The sequence below is a fragment of the Nocardiopsis eucommiae genome, assembly GCF_965344335.1.
GTDB lineage: Bacteria > Actinomycetota > Actinomycetes > Streptosporangiales > Streptosporangiaceae > Nocardiopsis > Nocardiopsis eucommiae.
Genome location: NZ_CBDRIY010000024.1, coordinates 55,193 through 68,657, shown reverse-complemented (window position 1 = coordinate 68,657; position 13,465 = coordinate 55,193). Strand labels below are relative to the sequence as shown.

Sequence of the window (13,465 nt, the reverse complement as noted above, 5' to 3'; positions counted from 1 at the left end):
TCCGACCCGCCGCCGCCCTGGCGGCGGCGGGTCTCTGACAGGAACGACCCGTGCCCAACAGAACACTCGCCTTCGCGTACGCGGCCTGTGCCGTGTTCGCGACGCTCATCGCCTTCCTTCTCGCCGGTACCTCGGAACGCACCACCTACGTCCTGGAGGACTCCCGGCTCGTCTGGATCACCCAGAACGAGGGCGGGCACGACAACGACGAGGTCGCCGCCTCCGTGCAACAGGTGGCCGACGAGCACGACACCGCGATCGGCTTCGCCGTCCTCGACGTGAACCAGCCCGCGTCGCTGGGCCATCTGTACCTCGCCGTCCCCGGGCCGGACTCCCGCCAGGCGGGTTGGTTGGCGGACGGCTACCCCTCCTTCGGCCGGGGCTTCTCCGTCGAGACCCATCCCGTCGCGGACTTCGGTGAGGTCGGTCCGAACGGCACCTACCTCGTCTTCGGTTCCGAGGCGGCGGAGTCGGCGCTCCGTTCGGCGCTCTCCGAGCACGGTCTCCACGAGGCTCCCGGTACCCAGACGACCCAGGCGTGGCACTACTTCAGCGGCGGCTTCCTGTTCCACCTGCTGTTGGTCGCGGTGCTCGGATCGGTCACCGCCGCCGGAGCCGGGGTCCTCCTCGGCGCACGGGAGTACGCGGTGATGCGCCTCCAAGGTCGTTCCTACCTGAGGATCCTCGGCGGGGACCTGCTCAGGGTCACCCGATGGGCCGGTGTCGTGCTCCCCGCGGTCTCCCTGGTCACTCTGGTGTTCCTCGGGTTCTACAACGGGTGGAACCAGCTCGGCTACTTCACCACCACGGCGCTGGTGTTCCTGGCGATGCTCGCGATCCCCTGCCTCCTGGTGCACGCCGCGTTCCTCGGAGTGGTGCACCTCACCGGAATCCTGCCCTCGCTCAGGGGCCGCCTGCCGGTACGGACCACCATCGCCGCGGTGTACCTGGTCCGAGTGCCGGTCCTGGTGCTGACCCTGGTCATCCTCGGAGGCATCGTCACCCAGTCCCAGAACGCCCGTGACACGGAGACCGCGCTCGGACTGTACGAGGACCAGGGCGAGACCTCCTTCCTGGGGCTGAGCGCCGACTACGGTTGGGACGACCCCCAGGCGGTCGACGACCAGCTCGGCCCCTGGCTGCGGGACACCGACGCGGACGGAGACCTGGTCCTGGCCGTGCACAGTCACCGGCTGGACCTGGACCGCGCCGACGTCGAGAACGGAACCGCGAACCGCCTGGAACAGCCACTGCTCGTGGTCAACGACACCTACCTGGAAGAGCAGGAGGTGCGGGCCCCTGACGGTGACCGGTACGGACCCGGGGAGGGTATCCGGGTCCTGGTCCCCGAAGGCCTCACCGTGGACACCGAGGTCCTGGTCGAGGCGGTACGGGCCACCTGGATCGACCCCTCCGACGCGCCGGACCGGGGACCCGACGTGCGTGTGTCGCCCACCGCGAACGACCAGAGCCTGTTCGTCTACGCGAGCAAGCGGTTCGACGAGCCCCGTCCCCACCTCCCGCTGCTCCACGACCCCGTCGTGGTCGTCCTGCCGAACGCCGGGGTGCTCGCGGACTCCACGTACGTGAGCCTCATGTCCCAGAATCAGCTCTACTTCCCGGACCCGACCGTGGTGGACGATTACCGGGCCCGGGATCCGGACGCGTCACGCTACCTGGCCATGGTGGAGACGCTCACCACCAGTGCGCTCGCCGAGCAGGCGGGAACGCTCACCACGCTGCGCACCGAGTTGTTCAACCTGGCCGGTGCGGCCGCCGTCCTGGTGCTCACCGCCATGGCCGCGTGCGTCGTGCACGTGCGCACTCGGGCGCAGGAGATCTTCGCGCGGCACATCAGCGGTTGGACCTTCGCCGCCACCCACCGCCGACTACTCCTCGTGGAGGGAGCGCTGGCCCTGGCCTTCCTGGGATGGGCGAACTGGGACACGCTCCGCAGGACGGCGCTGCTCGACGACCCCCTGTACGGAGGCCCACCGGACCTCGCCCCCAGCGGCGCGGAGCCCCTCCACGCGCTGGGGATCGTCCTGGCCTGCCTGGTGATCACCGTCGCCGCGCTGGCCCTCTTCCACCGCCGCATCGTCCGTGAAGGCGCCTCCCAGGCCTGAGCCCGAACCGAGGAGATCCATGATCACCGTGCAGCACCTCAGCAAGTCCTTTGGCTCCCGTGTCCTGTGGGAGGGCCTGGACCTCACCGTGCGGCCGGGCCGCATGCTCGCCCTGGTCGGCGCGAGCGGCTCGGGCAAGACCACCCTGCTCAACTGCATGGGGCTGCTGGAGCGGCCCACCTCCGGGCAGATCCTGTTCGAGGGCGCCGACGTCACCCGATGGGGGCCCGGCCGCCAACGCCGGTTCCGTCGCGACCACCTCGGCTACCTGTTCCAGAACTACGCCCTGATCGAGAACGCCACGGTGCGGGCCAACCTCGACGTGGCCCTGCGGCGCGGCGCCCGTGCCGACCACGCGACGGCCCTCGAAAGGGTCGGCCTGGCCGGTCGGGAGAGGGAGAAGGCGCACCACCTGTCCGGCGGAGAGCAGCAACGCGTGGCCCTGGCCCGGCTCATGGTCAAGAGGCCGTCCCTGGTGCTCGCGGACGAGCCCACCGGGGCCCTGGACGGGGGCAACGGGGCGATGGTGGTGGACGTCCTGCGTCAGATGAGCGGGGAGGGCTGCGCGGTCGTCATCGCCACGCACGACGACGCCGTCCGCGACGCCTGCGACACCGCCTTCGACGTGGCGGCGCGGAACGTGCTCTCCCCGCGCTGAACCGCCGGGCGGTCCCGTCAGATCAGGAGGGTCTCGCCCTCGGCGACGATCACGGCGGGGCCGCTCAGGCGGGCGCCGGAGGCGTCCACGTGGACCGTGCACTCACCGCCGGGAACCCGTACGCGCCACGTGGCGTCCTCCCCCTCGGGGGTGGCCGCGGCGGCCGCCGCCACGATCCCGGTGCCGCAGGAGCGGGTCTCGCCGGAACCCCGCTCGTACACGCGCATCTCCAGCACGCCGGGGCCGACCTCGGAGTACACCTCGACGTTGGCTCCCTGGGGGAAGGCCTCGGTGTCGAGCACCGGCAGTGCGGTCAGGTCGATCCCGGCCACCGGAGCGTCGACCTCGCAGGCGAGGTGCGGGTTGCCCACCGAGATGCGGGCGCCGTGCACGACCTGTCGGGCGAGCTTGGCCGAGGAGGTGCCCAGGCGCTCCACCCGGCCCATGTCCACGGTGACGTCGCCGTCGGACTCGATCACGACGCCCTTGGCGCCGTCACGGGTGCCGACCTCGAACCGGTCCTCCGAGACGAGACCGGCGTGCCGCAGGTAGTGCGCGAAGACCCGCACCCCGTTGCCGCACATCTCCGCGACGCTGCCGTCGGAGTTGCGGTAGTCCATGAACCACGCGGTCCGCTCGGCGGTGCGGGCGGCCGGGGCGAGCGTCTCGCCCAGGGCGTTCGTGCGCACCACCCGGAGGACACCGTCACCCCCGATACCGGCCCGTCGGTCGCACAGCGAACGTACGGTCTCCTCCGTGAGCTGGAGCTCCCCGTCCGGGTCGGGGAGGATCACGAAGTCGTTCTCGGTTCCGTGGCCCTTGGCGAATCGCATGCTGGCCATCCTAGACGCGCGCGCCCAGGTCATCGAACGGGCCGAGGTCCCGTCGAACTCCCACCGATCTCTCACCCGCTCCGGCCCCGGAGCGGGCCGGACGTGGTTACGCTGGAGGGATGATCAAGGTGATCGCGGTCGTGGGCCCGACCGCTGTGGGCAAGTCGGACCTGGCCGTCGATCTGGCGGAGTGGTTGGAGGAACGCACCGGGCGCCGGGGTGAGGTGATCAACGCCGACTCCATGCAGCTCTACCGGGGCATGGACATCGGTACCGCCAAGCTCCCCGTGGGCGAGCGCCGGGGCGTGCCGCACCACCTGCTGGACCTCTGGGACGTGCGGGAACCCGCCGACGTCGCCACCTACCAGACCCTCGCGCGGGAACGGGTGGACGACTGCGCCGACCGGGACGTCATCCCCGTTCTGGTGGGCGGTTCCGGGCTGTACGTGCGCGCGGTCCTGGACCACATGGAGTTCCCGGGCACCGACCCCCGGGTGCGGGCCCGGCTGGAGAACGAGCTGGCCGACGTCGGCCCCGGACTGATGCACGCCCGGCTGGCCGAGTCCGACCCCGAGGCCGCCCGCACCATCCTGCCCGGCAACGGACGGCGGATCGTCCGTGCCCTGGAGGTCATCGAGCTGACCGGGCGCCCGTTCACCGCCAACCTGCCCGACCACACCTCCTTCTACCCGTGTGTGCAGCTCGGGTTGACCGCCCCGCGCCCGGAACTCGACGAGCGCATCGACCTGCGGGTCGAGCGCATGTGGGACCAGGGTCTGCTGGAGGAGGTCCGTCGCCTGGACAAGCAGGGCCTGCGCGAGGGGCGCACCGCGTCCAAGGCCCTCGGCTACGCGCAGGCGCTCGCCCAGCTGGACGGTGAGATCACCGAGACCGAGGCCAAGGAGCAGACCGCACAGGCCACGCGCCGGTTCGCCCGTCGCCAGGAGTCGTGGTTCCGCCGTGACCCCCGGGTGGACTGGCTCCCCTACGACGCCCCGAACCTGCTGGAGCGGGCGATGACCCAGGTGGAGTCGGCGCTGTCGGGGCGTACCGAGGAGCCGGGCGAGGCCCTGGTGGACGTCGCGACGCTGCTGCCGAACCCGCAGCGCTGAGCGCCCCCGGGCTCACGCCCAGGCGGCCACGAAGTACCCCACGCCGTAGGGCGCCTCGTAGGCGAGCAGGTCCCCGGTGAGGGCGCCCTCCCGGGCGGCCCCGGCCAGGACCTGCCAGGCGGGGCGCCCGGCCACCATGAGTTCGAGGGCCAGCTGGGGGTCGAGCCTGGCGAGGAACGCGGTGTCCGCCGCCCCCAGGGCCTCGGCGACGGCGTCGTCGTGGGGGACGGCCCGCGCGTCCACGTACCCCGGTGAGTGTTCGGTCCTGCGCGCGCTTCCGTCCCCCATGACCAGGAGCGCGACCCGGTCCGCCGACCCCGCGAGTTCCGCGCCGAGCCCCGCCGCGCGTTCCGGGGTGGTCCCGGAGGAGACCTCCAGGTAGCCGTCCGGGGTCAGGCCGCCGCGCTCGGCCAGCCAGCGGCCGGTCGTGGCCGCCAGGTCCAGAACGGCCGGTTCCGGTCCCACGCGCAGGACGACTCCGAAGTCGGCGAGGTCTCCACCGGTCTCGGACCCGAACAGGTGCTCACGCGGGCCCCGGCCCACCACGACGAGACGGTCGGCCCCGGCCCTGCCGAGCCCAGCGACGGCGCGGTCGCACGCGGCGCGCAGACCGTCGAGGTCCGGCGCCGCCCCCCGGGCGACCTCGGGGAAGAGCACGGGCGGATGCGGGCACACGGCGGCGGCGATCAACACAGGGGCGAGGCTATCGTCCCGTCCGCTCCGGTTCGGGCGATCCCCTTCGACTCGCATCCTCGGTTTCCCTCGACGGGGGCTTGTCCCGGGGTGCGATCTGGCCTAGCTTTGACTCTGTGACCAGATTTGAAATCCAGTCACAGAGTCAGAAGGATGCGGTCCGGGAGGGGAGGTCTGGATATGGTCTTCGCGTCAAGGCTGGTGAGTGCCCTCACCGGCGGCCCCCGTACCGAAGGAGCCGTACGTGTCCCCGTCCGCCGACCACAACGCCCAGGACCGGCCCGCCTCCGAACGCGAGCTACGGGCCGACCGCATCCTCGACGCCGCGGAGGAGCTGATCGTGGCCTGGGGTCAACGCAAGACCACCATCGACGACGTCGCCCGCCGGGCGGGGGTCGGCAAGGGAACCGTCTACCTGCACTTCCCCACGAAGGAACGGCTCTTCCTCACTGTGGTGATGCGCGCCCAGCACGACATCGTCAGTCGCCTCCTGGAGCTCATGCGCGAGGACCCGGAGGCGGCCCGACCCAGCGAGATCGCGCGCCACATCTACCTCCTCCAGTTCGACTCCCCCGTCGTCCACGCGCTCTACAACAACAGCAGCGAGGAGCTCAGGTCCTTCTCCCGCACCCTTCCCGAGCTGGTCAAGGACCTCGCGGAGGCCCGGCAGAAGGTCCTGCGCGACTACTGGGACCTGTTGGAGGAGCACGGGGTGCTGAGCCCGCTGCTCCCCTCGGAACAGCAGTTCTACGCCTACAGCTCCACCGTCATCGGACACCTGCTCGCCGAACCCCTGCTCGCCCAGCAGGGGTACCCCGTTCCCGACCGCACCACCCGGGCCGACCTGGCCGCACGCAGCATCCGCCTGCTCATGGAACAGGACGTGACCGCGACCGCCATGGAGGCCGTGCAGGCGGGGGCCATCACCCTCTTCTCCGGACTCGACCGGCTCCTGACCGGCGAGATCGAGGAACAGAAACGCGTCAAGCGCAGCACGTAGACCCCACGAGGAGGGGCACATGACCACCGCCGCACCAGCCACGGACCACTCCCGCGACCCCGAACCCATCAACATGCGCGCCGAGGATTTCGCCGCACGGCCGCTGGAGGTGATCGAACGGATCCGGGCCGCGGGCGGTTCGGCCCCGGTCGTCTTCCTCGACGGTCAGCCCGCACGGGCCTTCGTCGACGACGCCGACGTGCGCACCATCCTCAGCGACCGGCGGTTCGTCGTCGACCCCGAGAACGTGCCCCAGGGGCTGGAGACGACACGGCGGTCGGACGCCATGGTGGCGCTGGGACTCCGCCGCGACCTCGTCACCTACCTGACGGAGTCACTGCTGGACAAGGACGGCTCCGACCACGCCCGCCTACGCAAACTCGTCTCCCGCACGTTCACCGTGCGCCGTGTCAACGAGATGCGGGCGAGCGTCGAGCGGATCAGCGCCGACCTTCTGGCGGCGCTCCCCGACCACGCGGACGAGGACGGGGTGGTCGACCTGATCGAGCACTTCGCCTACCCGCTGCCCATCACGGTCATCTGCGACCTGGTGGGGGTCCCCGTGGCCGACCGCGCCCGGTGGCACGCCTGGAGCCACCAGCTGGCCCAGTTCGACCCCGCCCGGCCGGAGGTGATGAACGAGGCCCTCGGCGCGATGATCGACCACGTCGAGGCGATGATCACCGAACGCCGGGAACACCCGCGCGGGGACCTGCTCGACGCCCTCGTGCGCGCCCGGGACGAGGACGGCGGCCGACTCTCCCAGAGCGAACTGGTGACACTGGTGTTCACCCTGGTCATCGCCGGTCACGAGACCACCGCCCACCTGCTGGGCAACGGTACCCGCGCGCTCCTGGAACACCCGGACCAGCTCGCCCTCCTCAGGTCCGACCCCGGACTGCTGCCGACCGCCGTCCACGAGATGCTCCGCGTCGGCGGGACCGCCGTCTCGGCCAAGGCCCGGTACGCCACGGAGGAGGTCCGGCTCGAACGTGGGGTGGTGCCCGCCGGGCAGCGGGCGGTGGCGCTGATCTCCGGGGCCAACCACGACCCGGAGGTCCACTCCGAACCGCACCGGTTCGACGTCACCCGACAGCAGGGCAGGCCCGGCGAGGCCCACGTGGCCTTCGGGCACGGCGCGCACTACTGCCTGGGCGCGGCCCTGGCTCGCCAGGAGGGGGAGGTCGCGTTCGGCTCCCTGCTCACGACCTACCCCGAGCTGTCCCTGGTGCCCGGCCGCCCGCCGGTGTCCGACGCCGTCCCGGGGACGCTGCGCCTGAGGGAACTGCCGATCCGGCTCCGGCCAGCCGAGGTGTGAGCCGCGCCCGGACGGCACGAGGCCCCCGGCGCGTGTGCGTCGGGGGTCTCGGAGGCGTACGGGTCAGGCGTCGCAGCAGCCGCCAGCGGGGGCGGGCTGCTCGTCCGGAACACCGATCTTCGGCATGCCCAGCAGCACGTCCGGCTTGGTGACCTGGACGGGCCTGCCCTGGCGGGCGTCCCAGGCGTCACCGGCGCGGGTGCGGCGCAGGTTCCTGACGCCGGAGTCCGCGACCAGGTGGTGCGGGGCGGCGTAGGTGACCTCGACGGTGACCATGTCGCCCGGGCGGGGTTCCTCGGCGTCGCCCACGGCGAAGTGCACGAGACGGTTGTCGGGGGCGCGGCCGGACAGGCGCCGATGCGCGCCGTCCTTCTTGCCCTCGCCCTCGGAGACCATCAGCTCGACCTCGCGGCCGACCAGCTTCTGGTTCTCCTCCCAGGAGATCTGGTCCTGGAGCTCGACGAGCCGCTGGTAGCGCTCCTTGACGACCTCGGGCGGGATCTGGCCGTCCATGGTGGCGGCCGGGGTGCCGGGGCGCTTGGAGTACTGGAAGGTGAACGCCATGGCGAACCGGGACTCCCGGACCACGTGCAGGGTCTGCTCGAAGTCCTCCTCGGTCTCACCGGGGAAGCCCACGATGATGTCCGTGGTGATGGCGGCCCGGGGCATCGCCGCGCGCACCTTCTCCACGATGCCGAGGAAGCGCTCCTGGCGGTAGGAGCGGCGCATGTCCTTGAGGACCCTGCTGGACCCGGACTGCAACGGCATGTGCAACTGCGGCATCACGTTGGGCGTCTCGGCCATGGCCTCGATGACGTCGTCGGTGAAGTCGCGCGGGTGCGGGGAGGTGAAGCGGACCCGCTCCAGCCCCTCGATCTCACCGCAGGCGCGCAGCAGCTTGGAGAAGGCCTGCCGGTCCCCGAACTCGCTGCCGTAGGCGTTGACGTTCTGGCCGAGCAGTGTCACCTCGGTGACGCCCTCGTCGACCAGGGCGCGGACCTCGGCGAGCACGTCTCCGGGGCGCCGGTCCTTCTCCTTGCCGCGCAGCGCGGGCACGATGCAGAAGGTGCAGGTGTTGTTGCAGCCGACCGAGATCGACACCCAGGCCGCGTAGGCGGACTCGCGACGGCTGGGGAGCGTCGACGGGAAGTGCTCCAGCGCCTCAGCGATCTCGACCTGCGCCTCGCGTTGGACGCGGGCGCGCTCCAACAGCGTGGGCAGGGAGCCGATGTTGTGGGTTCCGAACACCACGTCCACCCAGGGGGCGCGGCGCACGATCTCCCCGCGGTCCTTCTGGGCGAGGCAGCCGCCCACGGCGATCTGCATCCCCGGGTTGGCGTCCTTGACCGGGCGCAGGTGACCGAGGTTGCCGTAGAGGCGGTTGTCCGCGTTCTCACGGACCGCACAGGTGTTGAAGACGACGATGTCTGCGGTGGTGTCCTCAGCTGCGCGAGCGTACCCAGCGTCCTCCAGCAGACCGGAGAGGCGCTCGGAGTCGTGGACGTTCATCTGGCAGCCGTAGGTCCGCACTTGGTAGGTACGACTCTGGCTCACCGTTCCAGGCTATCCGCTTCGCGGCGGCCTCCAGGACGCTCGCGCGGAGTCCGGTCCGGAGCCTCGGGGCGGAGTCGGCCGGACCGCCGGTCGGGGCGCTCCGCCGGACCGGATTCGGTCTCCCGGATCATTGGGGACAGGCCAGCCGCCGGTTATCGGGAGCGTGGTTTCCGAGGGCGTTCCCCGAGCCTCCTCCCGTCTTCCTGAAGTCCTCCTTAAGGCGGAAAGCCAGTTTCCGGGAAAAGGGACGCTCCGTAACACGCCCGCAATCCCTGTTACGGAACCCGGCACCACACCTCCCGCGTGACCTGGAGGGACGGCGCCCACCATGGTCGGCTCGGAGTTCCGACGCCGTCACGGAGAGCCACCACCGGAAACTCTGGAGAGTGACTCCGACACTCCGCGCGACAGAATCCGTCCTACACAACGAAATCGATAACGGTTTTGCCGATCACGCCGTAACAAGTCAGCTACTCCTGGGTCAAGCAGCGTTTTCGTGATGACACGGCAACTTGGACCCATTAGGTTCCGATGCATGACTTCAACTCCTCTCGTCGTGCTGGAGAACGTCAACAAGCACTTCGGCGACCTGCACGTGCTCCGCGACATCGATCTGACGGTTAACTCCGGCGAGGTGGTAGTCGTCATCGGCCCGTCCGGGTCCGGCAAGTCGACGCTCTGCCGCACCATGAACCGGCTCGAGACGATCGACTCCGGTGTCATCTCCCTGGACGGTCAGCCCCTGCCCGCCGAGGGCCGCGGCCTGGCCAAGCTGCGCAGCGACGTCGGCATGGTGTTCCAGTCGTTCAACCTGTTCGCGCACAAGACCGTGCTCCAGAACGTCACGCTCGGCCCGATGAAGGTGCTCCGCCAGTCCAAGGCCGACGCCGAGGCCCGTGGCATGGAGCTCCTCGACCGGGTGCGGATCGGCAACCAGGCACACAAGTACCCCGCCCAGCTCTCCGGTGGTCAGCAGCAGCGCGTGGCCATCGCCCGCGCGCTGGCGATGAACCCGAAGGTGATCCTCTTCGACGAGCCGACCTCCGCTCTGGACCCCGAGATGGTCCAGGAGGTCCTCGACGTCATGACCGACCTCGCCAGCGAGGGCATGACCATGGTCGTGGTCACGCACGAGATGGGCTTCGCCCGCCGTGCCGCCAACCGGGTCGTCTTCATGGCCGACGGCCAGATCGTCGAGGAGAACACCCCCGACGAGTTCTTCACCAACCCCCGGTCGGAGCGGGCCCAGGACTTCCTGTCGAAGATCCTGACCCACTAGGTTTCCGAGCCTTCGGGCTCCCCCAGATCTTCGCGTTCTTCGCACGCTCAAGGAAGAGGTACCCCACATGCGAGCACGTCGTTTCAACACCATCCTGGGCGGCGCCGCCGTCCTCGCCCTGACCCTGTCCGCCTGTGGCACCGCCGACGTCGGCGGCGAGGGTGACGGCGGCTCCGGCGACGGTGGCGGCAACGGTGACACCATCACCATCGGCGTCAAGTACGACCAGCCGGGCCTGGGCCTGAGCGAGGGCGGCACCCCCGCCGGTTTCGACGTCGACGTCGCCACCTACGTCGCCGGTGAGCTCGGGTACTCCCCCGACCAGATCGAGTGGACCGAGGCGGCCTCCGCCAACCGTGAGTCCTTCCTCCAGCAGGGCACGGTCGACATGATCCTCGCGACCTACTCGATCACCGACGAGCGCCGCCAGGTCGTCGACTTCGGCGGTCCGTACTACGTCGCCAAGCAGGACATCCTGACCCAGGCCGACAACTCCGACATCAACAGCCCCGAGGACCTCAGCGGCAAGGTGCTGTGCTCGGCCTCCGGCTCCCGCTCGGCGCACAACATCACCGAGGAGATGGAGATCGACGCCGAGCTGCGCGAGGCGGGCAACTACTCCGAGTGCCTGGAGCTGCTCAGCAACGGCACCGTCGACGCCGTCACCACCGACAACACCATCCTCGCGGGCTTCGCCGCCCAGAACCCCGAGGACTACCGGCTGGTGAACAACCCGTTCGGCGAGGAAAAGTACGGCGTCGGCCTGCCCGCCGGCTCCACCGAGCGCTGCGAGGAGGTCAACGCGGCCATCACCAAGATGTGGGAGGACGGTTCGGCCGTCGAGTACCTGGAGAGCGCCTTCGGTGAGACCGACTTCGCCTTCGAGGAGTCCGTCCCCGAGCTCGAGGCCTGCGCCTAAAACCGTCATCTGACCTTGTTCGGAAGGTGGGGTCGGGACCGCCCGGCCCCACCTTCCGAGCCTTGACCGGCTGGGACCTATGGAAGCCTTTCTCAGCAACATCGACAAAGTCGTCGACGGTTTCTCATGGACCGTCCGGCTCACCCTGTTCAGCGCCGTCTTCTCGTTCGTCCTCGGTGTCCTGCTCACCGCCATGCGGGTCTCCCCCGTCCCGCTGCTGCGCGGTCTGTCCACCGCCTACGTCGAGGGCATCCGGAACTCGCCCCTCACCCTGGTCCTGCTCTTCTGCGGACTGGGCCTGAACAGCGCCCTCGGGCTGAGCCTGGCCGACAGCGTGGCCTGGGACGTGTTCTGGTGGGCGGTCATCGGACTGTCCGCCTACACCGCGTGCTTCGTGTCCGAATCGCTGCGCGCCGGTATCAACACCATCCCGCTGGGCCAGGTCGAGGCGGCCCGTTCCCTGGGCCTGACCTTCACCCAGAACCTGCGGCTGATCGTCATCCCGCAGGCGCTGCGCACCGTCGTCGGCCCGCTGGGCAGCGTGCTGATCGCGCTGACCAAGAACACCACCGTCGCCTCCGTCGCGGGGCTGGGCGTCCAGGAGGCGTCCCGGGAGATGAAGCTCATGTTCGACCAGGGCGTCGCCCCGGTCCTGCCGACCTTCGTCGGATTCGCGATCGGGTTCCTGATCCTGACCCTGCCGATGGGGTACTTCTTCGGCTGGCTCGCCAAGCGAGTGGCGGTGGTCCGATGAGCGCGCAGTCCGTTCTCTTCGACGCTCCGGGGCCCAGGGCCCGGGCGCGCAACGTCCTCTACACGATCGTCACCGTGGCCCTCGGGCTGGTCGGTCTGGCCGTGCTGTACCTGGGGTTCAACCGGACCCTGAGCGAGCGCGAGTCCCCCCTCTTCTCGGCGCAGACCTGGGCGGTCAATCCGTCCGGGCAGTGGGCCGCGGAGAAGTGGGAACCGTTCCTGCGGCCGGAGACGTGGACGGGCTACGTCCTCCCCGGTCTCCAGAACACGCTGACTGCGGCGCTGACCGCGTCGGTGCTCGCGGTGCTGTTCGGCCTGGTCTTCGGCATCGGACGGCTCTCCGAGCGCTGGTGGATCCGCATCCCGTCCGGGGCCGTCGTGGAGTTCTTCCGCGGCATCCCGCTGCTGATGCTGATCTTCTTCACGATGGCGCTGCCCATCGTCGCCTGGCAGCTCTTCGACATCCCGACGGGCACCTTCCAGGTGACCGCGCTGGTCGCGGTGGTCACGGGCCTGACGCTGTACAACGGTTCGGTGCTGGCCGAGGTGTTCCGCGCGGGCATCCTCGCTGTGCCGAAGGGGCAGGCCGAGGCCGCGCAGTCCATCGGTATGAGCCGGACCCAGACGATGTGGACGATCCTGATCCCGCAGGCCGTCACCTCGATGATGCCCGCGATCGTGGCGCAGCTGGTGGTCCTGCTCAAGGACTCCGCGCTGGGTTACATCATCGCCTTCCCGGAGCTCCTGCGCAGCTTCACGCTGGTCGCCACCCGGGAGAGCAACGTGATCCCCGCGGCGATCATCTGCGCGGTCATCTACATCATCATCAACCTGTCGCTCAGCCGGTTCGCGATCTGGCTGGAGCGCCGCAACGCCCGACGGGGCCGGCCCTCCGCCAAGGCGACGGCGGCGGGCGGCGCGCCCACCGACGTGACCGGCCCGACCGCCGCACCGAGCGGTCAGCCCGGCGGGGCGGCGGCCCAGCCCCGTGGCGACGTCGTCGTGGTCGAGACCGAGGAGGGCTCCGAGCGGGACGAGTCGCGTCCCGAGCCCGAGTCCGAGCCGCGTCCCGAGCCAGGCGAGGGCGGTTCCGCTCCTGACGGGGGCTCGGGCTCCGGTGGGGACTCCGGTTCCGGCGGAGGCTCCGGCGGAGGCTCCGGCGGCGACGGGGGTTCGAGCTCGTAACCGAGCCCCCAGAGCACCCCGCGACGGCCCCGTGG

12 protein-coding genes are annotated in these 13,465 nt (G+C 70.4%); 9 read left to right on the top strand and 3 right to left on the bottom strand.

The window, feature by feature from the left end; all coding sequences use genetic code 11:
* The first annotated feature begins 50 nt into the window (after positions 1 to 50).
* Both ACRWK8_RS16745 and ACRWK8_RS16740 read left to right on the top strand, forming a co-directional pair.
* The gene (locus tag ACRWK8_RS16745; RefSeq protein WP_431871370.1) at positions 51 to 2,126 is read left to right on the top strand and encodes a bacteriocin-associated integral membrane family protein; all 2,076 of its coding nucleotides are present in this window, start codon (positions 51 to 53) and stop codon (positions 2,124 to 2,126) included.
* Between the two features lie 19 nt (positions 2,127 to 2,145).
* Entirely contained in the window at positions 2,146 to 2,784 is a 639-nt protein-coding gene (locus ACRWK8_RS16740) for an ABC transporter ATP-binding protein (protein WP_431871368.1), read from the top strand.
* A 17-nt stretch (positions 2,785 to 2,801) separates the two neighbouring features.
* Here the strand turns inward: ACRWK8_RS16740 and dapF are convergent, their stop codons facing one another.
* On the bottom strand, positions 2,802 to 3,626 hold the full coding sequence (gene dapF / locus ACRWK8_RS16735) for a diaminopimelate epimerase (RefSeq protein ID WP_378737023.1): 825 nt from the start codon (positions 3,624 to 3,626) through the stop codon (positions 2,802 to 2,804).
* Positions 3,627 to 3,736: 110 nt separating this feature from the next.
* On the opposite strand from dapF, the gene miaA reads away from it, so the two are divergent.
* A complete protein-coding gene (miaA, locus tag ACRWK8_RS16730; protein ID WP_378737025.1) occupies positions 3,737 to 4,729 on the top strand; it encodes a tRNA (adenosine(37)-N6)-dimethylallyltransferase MiaA in 993 nt (330 codons plus the stop codon).
* Positions 4,730 to 4,741: 12 nt separating this feature from the next.
* Here the strand turns inward: miaA and ACRWK8_RS16725 are convergent, their stop codons facing one another.
* Positions 4,742 to 5,422, bottom strand: coding sequence for a class III extradiol dioxygenase subunit B-like domain-containing protein (locus ACRWK8_RS16725; protein ID WP_431871366.1), 681 nt, complete (start codon positions 5,420 to 5,422; stop codon positions 4,742 to 4,744).
* Between the two features lie 244 nt (positions 5,423 to 5,666).
* On the opposite strand from ACRWK8_RS16725, the gene ACRWK8_RS16720 reads away from it, so the two are divergent.
* Together ACRWK8_RS16720 and ACRWK8_RS16715 are read left to right on the top strand one after the other, a co-directional pair.
* The gene (locus ACRWK8_RS16720; protein WP_431871364.1) at positions 5,667 to 6,422 is read left to right on the top strand and encodes a TetR/AcrR family transcriptional regulator; all 756 of its coding nucleotides are present in this window, start codon (positions 5,667 to 5,669) and stop codon (positions 6,420 to 6,422) included.
* Between the two features lie 19 nt (positions 6,423 to 6,441).
* Complete coding sequence (locus ACRWK8_RS16715) at positions 6,442 to 7,740, top strand: cytochrome P450 family protein (RefSeq protein WP_431871362.1); 1,299 nt, start codon at positions 6,442 to 6,444, stop codon at positions 7,738 to 7,740.
* Between the two features lie 63 nt (positions 7,741 to 7,803).
* On the opposite strand, the gene miaB is transcribed toward ACRWK8_RS16715, so the two are convergent.
* Positions 7,804 to 9,270: a tRNA (N6-isopentenyl adenosine(37)-C2)-methylthiotransferase MiaB gene (gene miaB / locus ACRWK8_RS16710; RefSeq protein WP_431871399.1), complete on the bottom strand. Its 1,467-nt coding sequence runs from the start codon at positions 9,268 to 9,270 to the stop codon at positions 7,804 to 7,806.
* A 559-nt stretch (positions 9,271 to 9,829) separates the two neighbouring features.
* Here miaB and ACRWK8_RS16705 point away from each other — a divergent pair.
* The 4 genes from ACRWK8_RS16705 to ACRWK8_RS16690 all read left to right on the top strand — a co-directional run bounded on the left by ACRWK8_RS16705 (position 9,830) and on the right by ACRWK8_RS16690 (position 13,430).
* Positions 9,830 to 10,573 (top strand): amino acid ABC transporter ATP-binding protein, encoded by a 744-nt coding sequence (locus ACRWK8_RS16705; protein WP_378737033.1) that lies wholly within the window; start codon positions 9,830 to 9,832, stop codon positions 10,571 to 10,573.
* A 67-nt stretch (positions 10,574 to 10,640) separates the two neighbouring features.
* Positions 10,641 to 11,492 (top strand): glutamate ABC transporter substrate-binding protein, encoded by an 852-nt coding sequence (locus ACRWK8_RS16700; RefSeq protein WP_378737035.1) that lies wholly within the window; start codon positions 10,641 to 10,643, stop codon positions 11,490 to 11,492.
* A gap of 79 nt (positions 11,493 to 11,571) precedes the next feature.
* Positions 11,572 to 12,246, top strand: a complete 675-nt coding sequence (locus ACRWK8_RS16695) for an amino acid ABC transporter permease (RefSeq protein ID WP_378737037.1) — start codon at positions 11,572 to 11,574, stop codon at positions 12,244 to 12,246.
* A complete protein-coding gene (locus ACRWK8_RS16690; protein ID WP_431871359.1) occupies positions 12,243 to 13,430 on the top strand; it encodes an amino acid ABC transporter permease in 1,188 nt (395 codons plus the stop codon). Before ACRWK8_RS16695 ends, ACRWK8_RS16690 begins: the two co-directional genes overlap by 4 nt.
* Positions 13,431 to 13,465: the final 35 nt, after the last annotated feature.

What these genes read in the sequence shown, in the direction of transcription:
- ACRWK8_RS16695 (WP_378737037.1), top strand. Translation starts at nt 11,572, where the DNA reads ATGGAAGCCTTTCTCAGCAACATCGACAAAGTCGTCGACGGTTTCTCA.
- miaA (WP_378737025.1), top strand. Translation starts at nt 3,737, where the DNA reads ATGATCAAGGTGATCGCGGTCGTGGGCCCGACCGCTGTGGGCAAGTCG.
- ACRWK8_RS16690 (WP_431871359.1), top strand. Translation starts at nt 12,243, where the DNA reads ATGAGCGCGCAGTCCGTTCTCTTCGACGCTCCGGGGCCCAGGGCCCGG.
- ACRWK8_RS16715 (WP_431871362.1), top strand. Translation starts at nt 6,442, where the DNA reads ATGACCACCGCCGCACCAGCCACGGACCACTCCCGCGACCCCGAACCC.
- dapF (WP_378737023.1), bottom strand. Translation starts at nt 3,626, where the DNA reads ATGGCCAGCATGCGATTCGCCAAGGGCCACGGAACCGAGAACGACTTC.
- ACRWK8_RS16700 (WP_378737035.1), top strand. Translation starts at nt 10,641, where the DNA reads ATGCGAGCACGTCGTTTCAACACCATCCTGGGCGGCGCCGCCGTCCTC.
- ACRWK8_RS16705 (WP_378737033.1), top strand. Translation starts at nt 9,830, where the DNA reads ATGACTTCAACTCCTCTCGTCGTGCTGGAGAACGTCAACAAGCACTTC.
- ACRWK8_RS16740 (WP_431871368.1), top strand. Translation starts at nt 2,146, where the DNA reads ATGATCACCGTGCAGCACCTCAGCAAGTCCTTTGGCTCCCGTGTCCTG.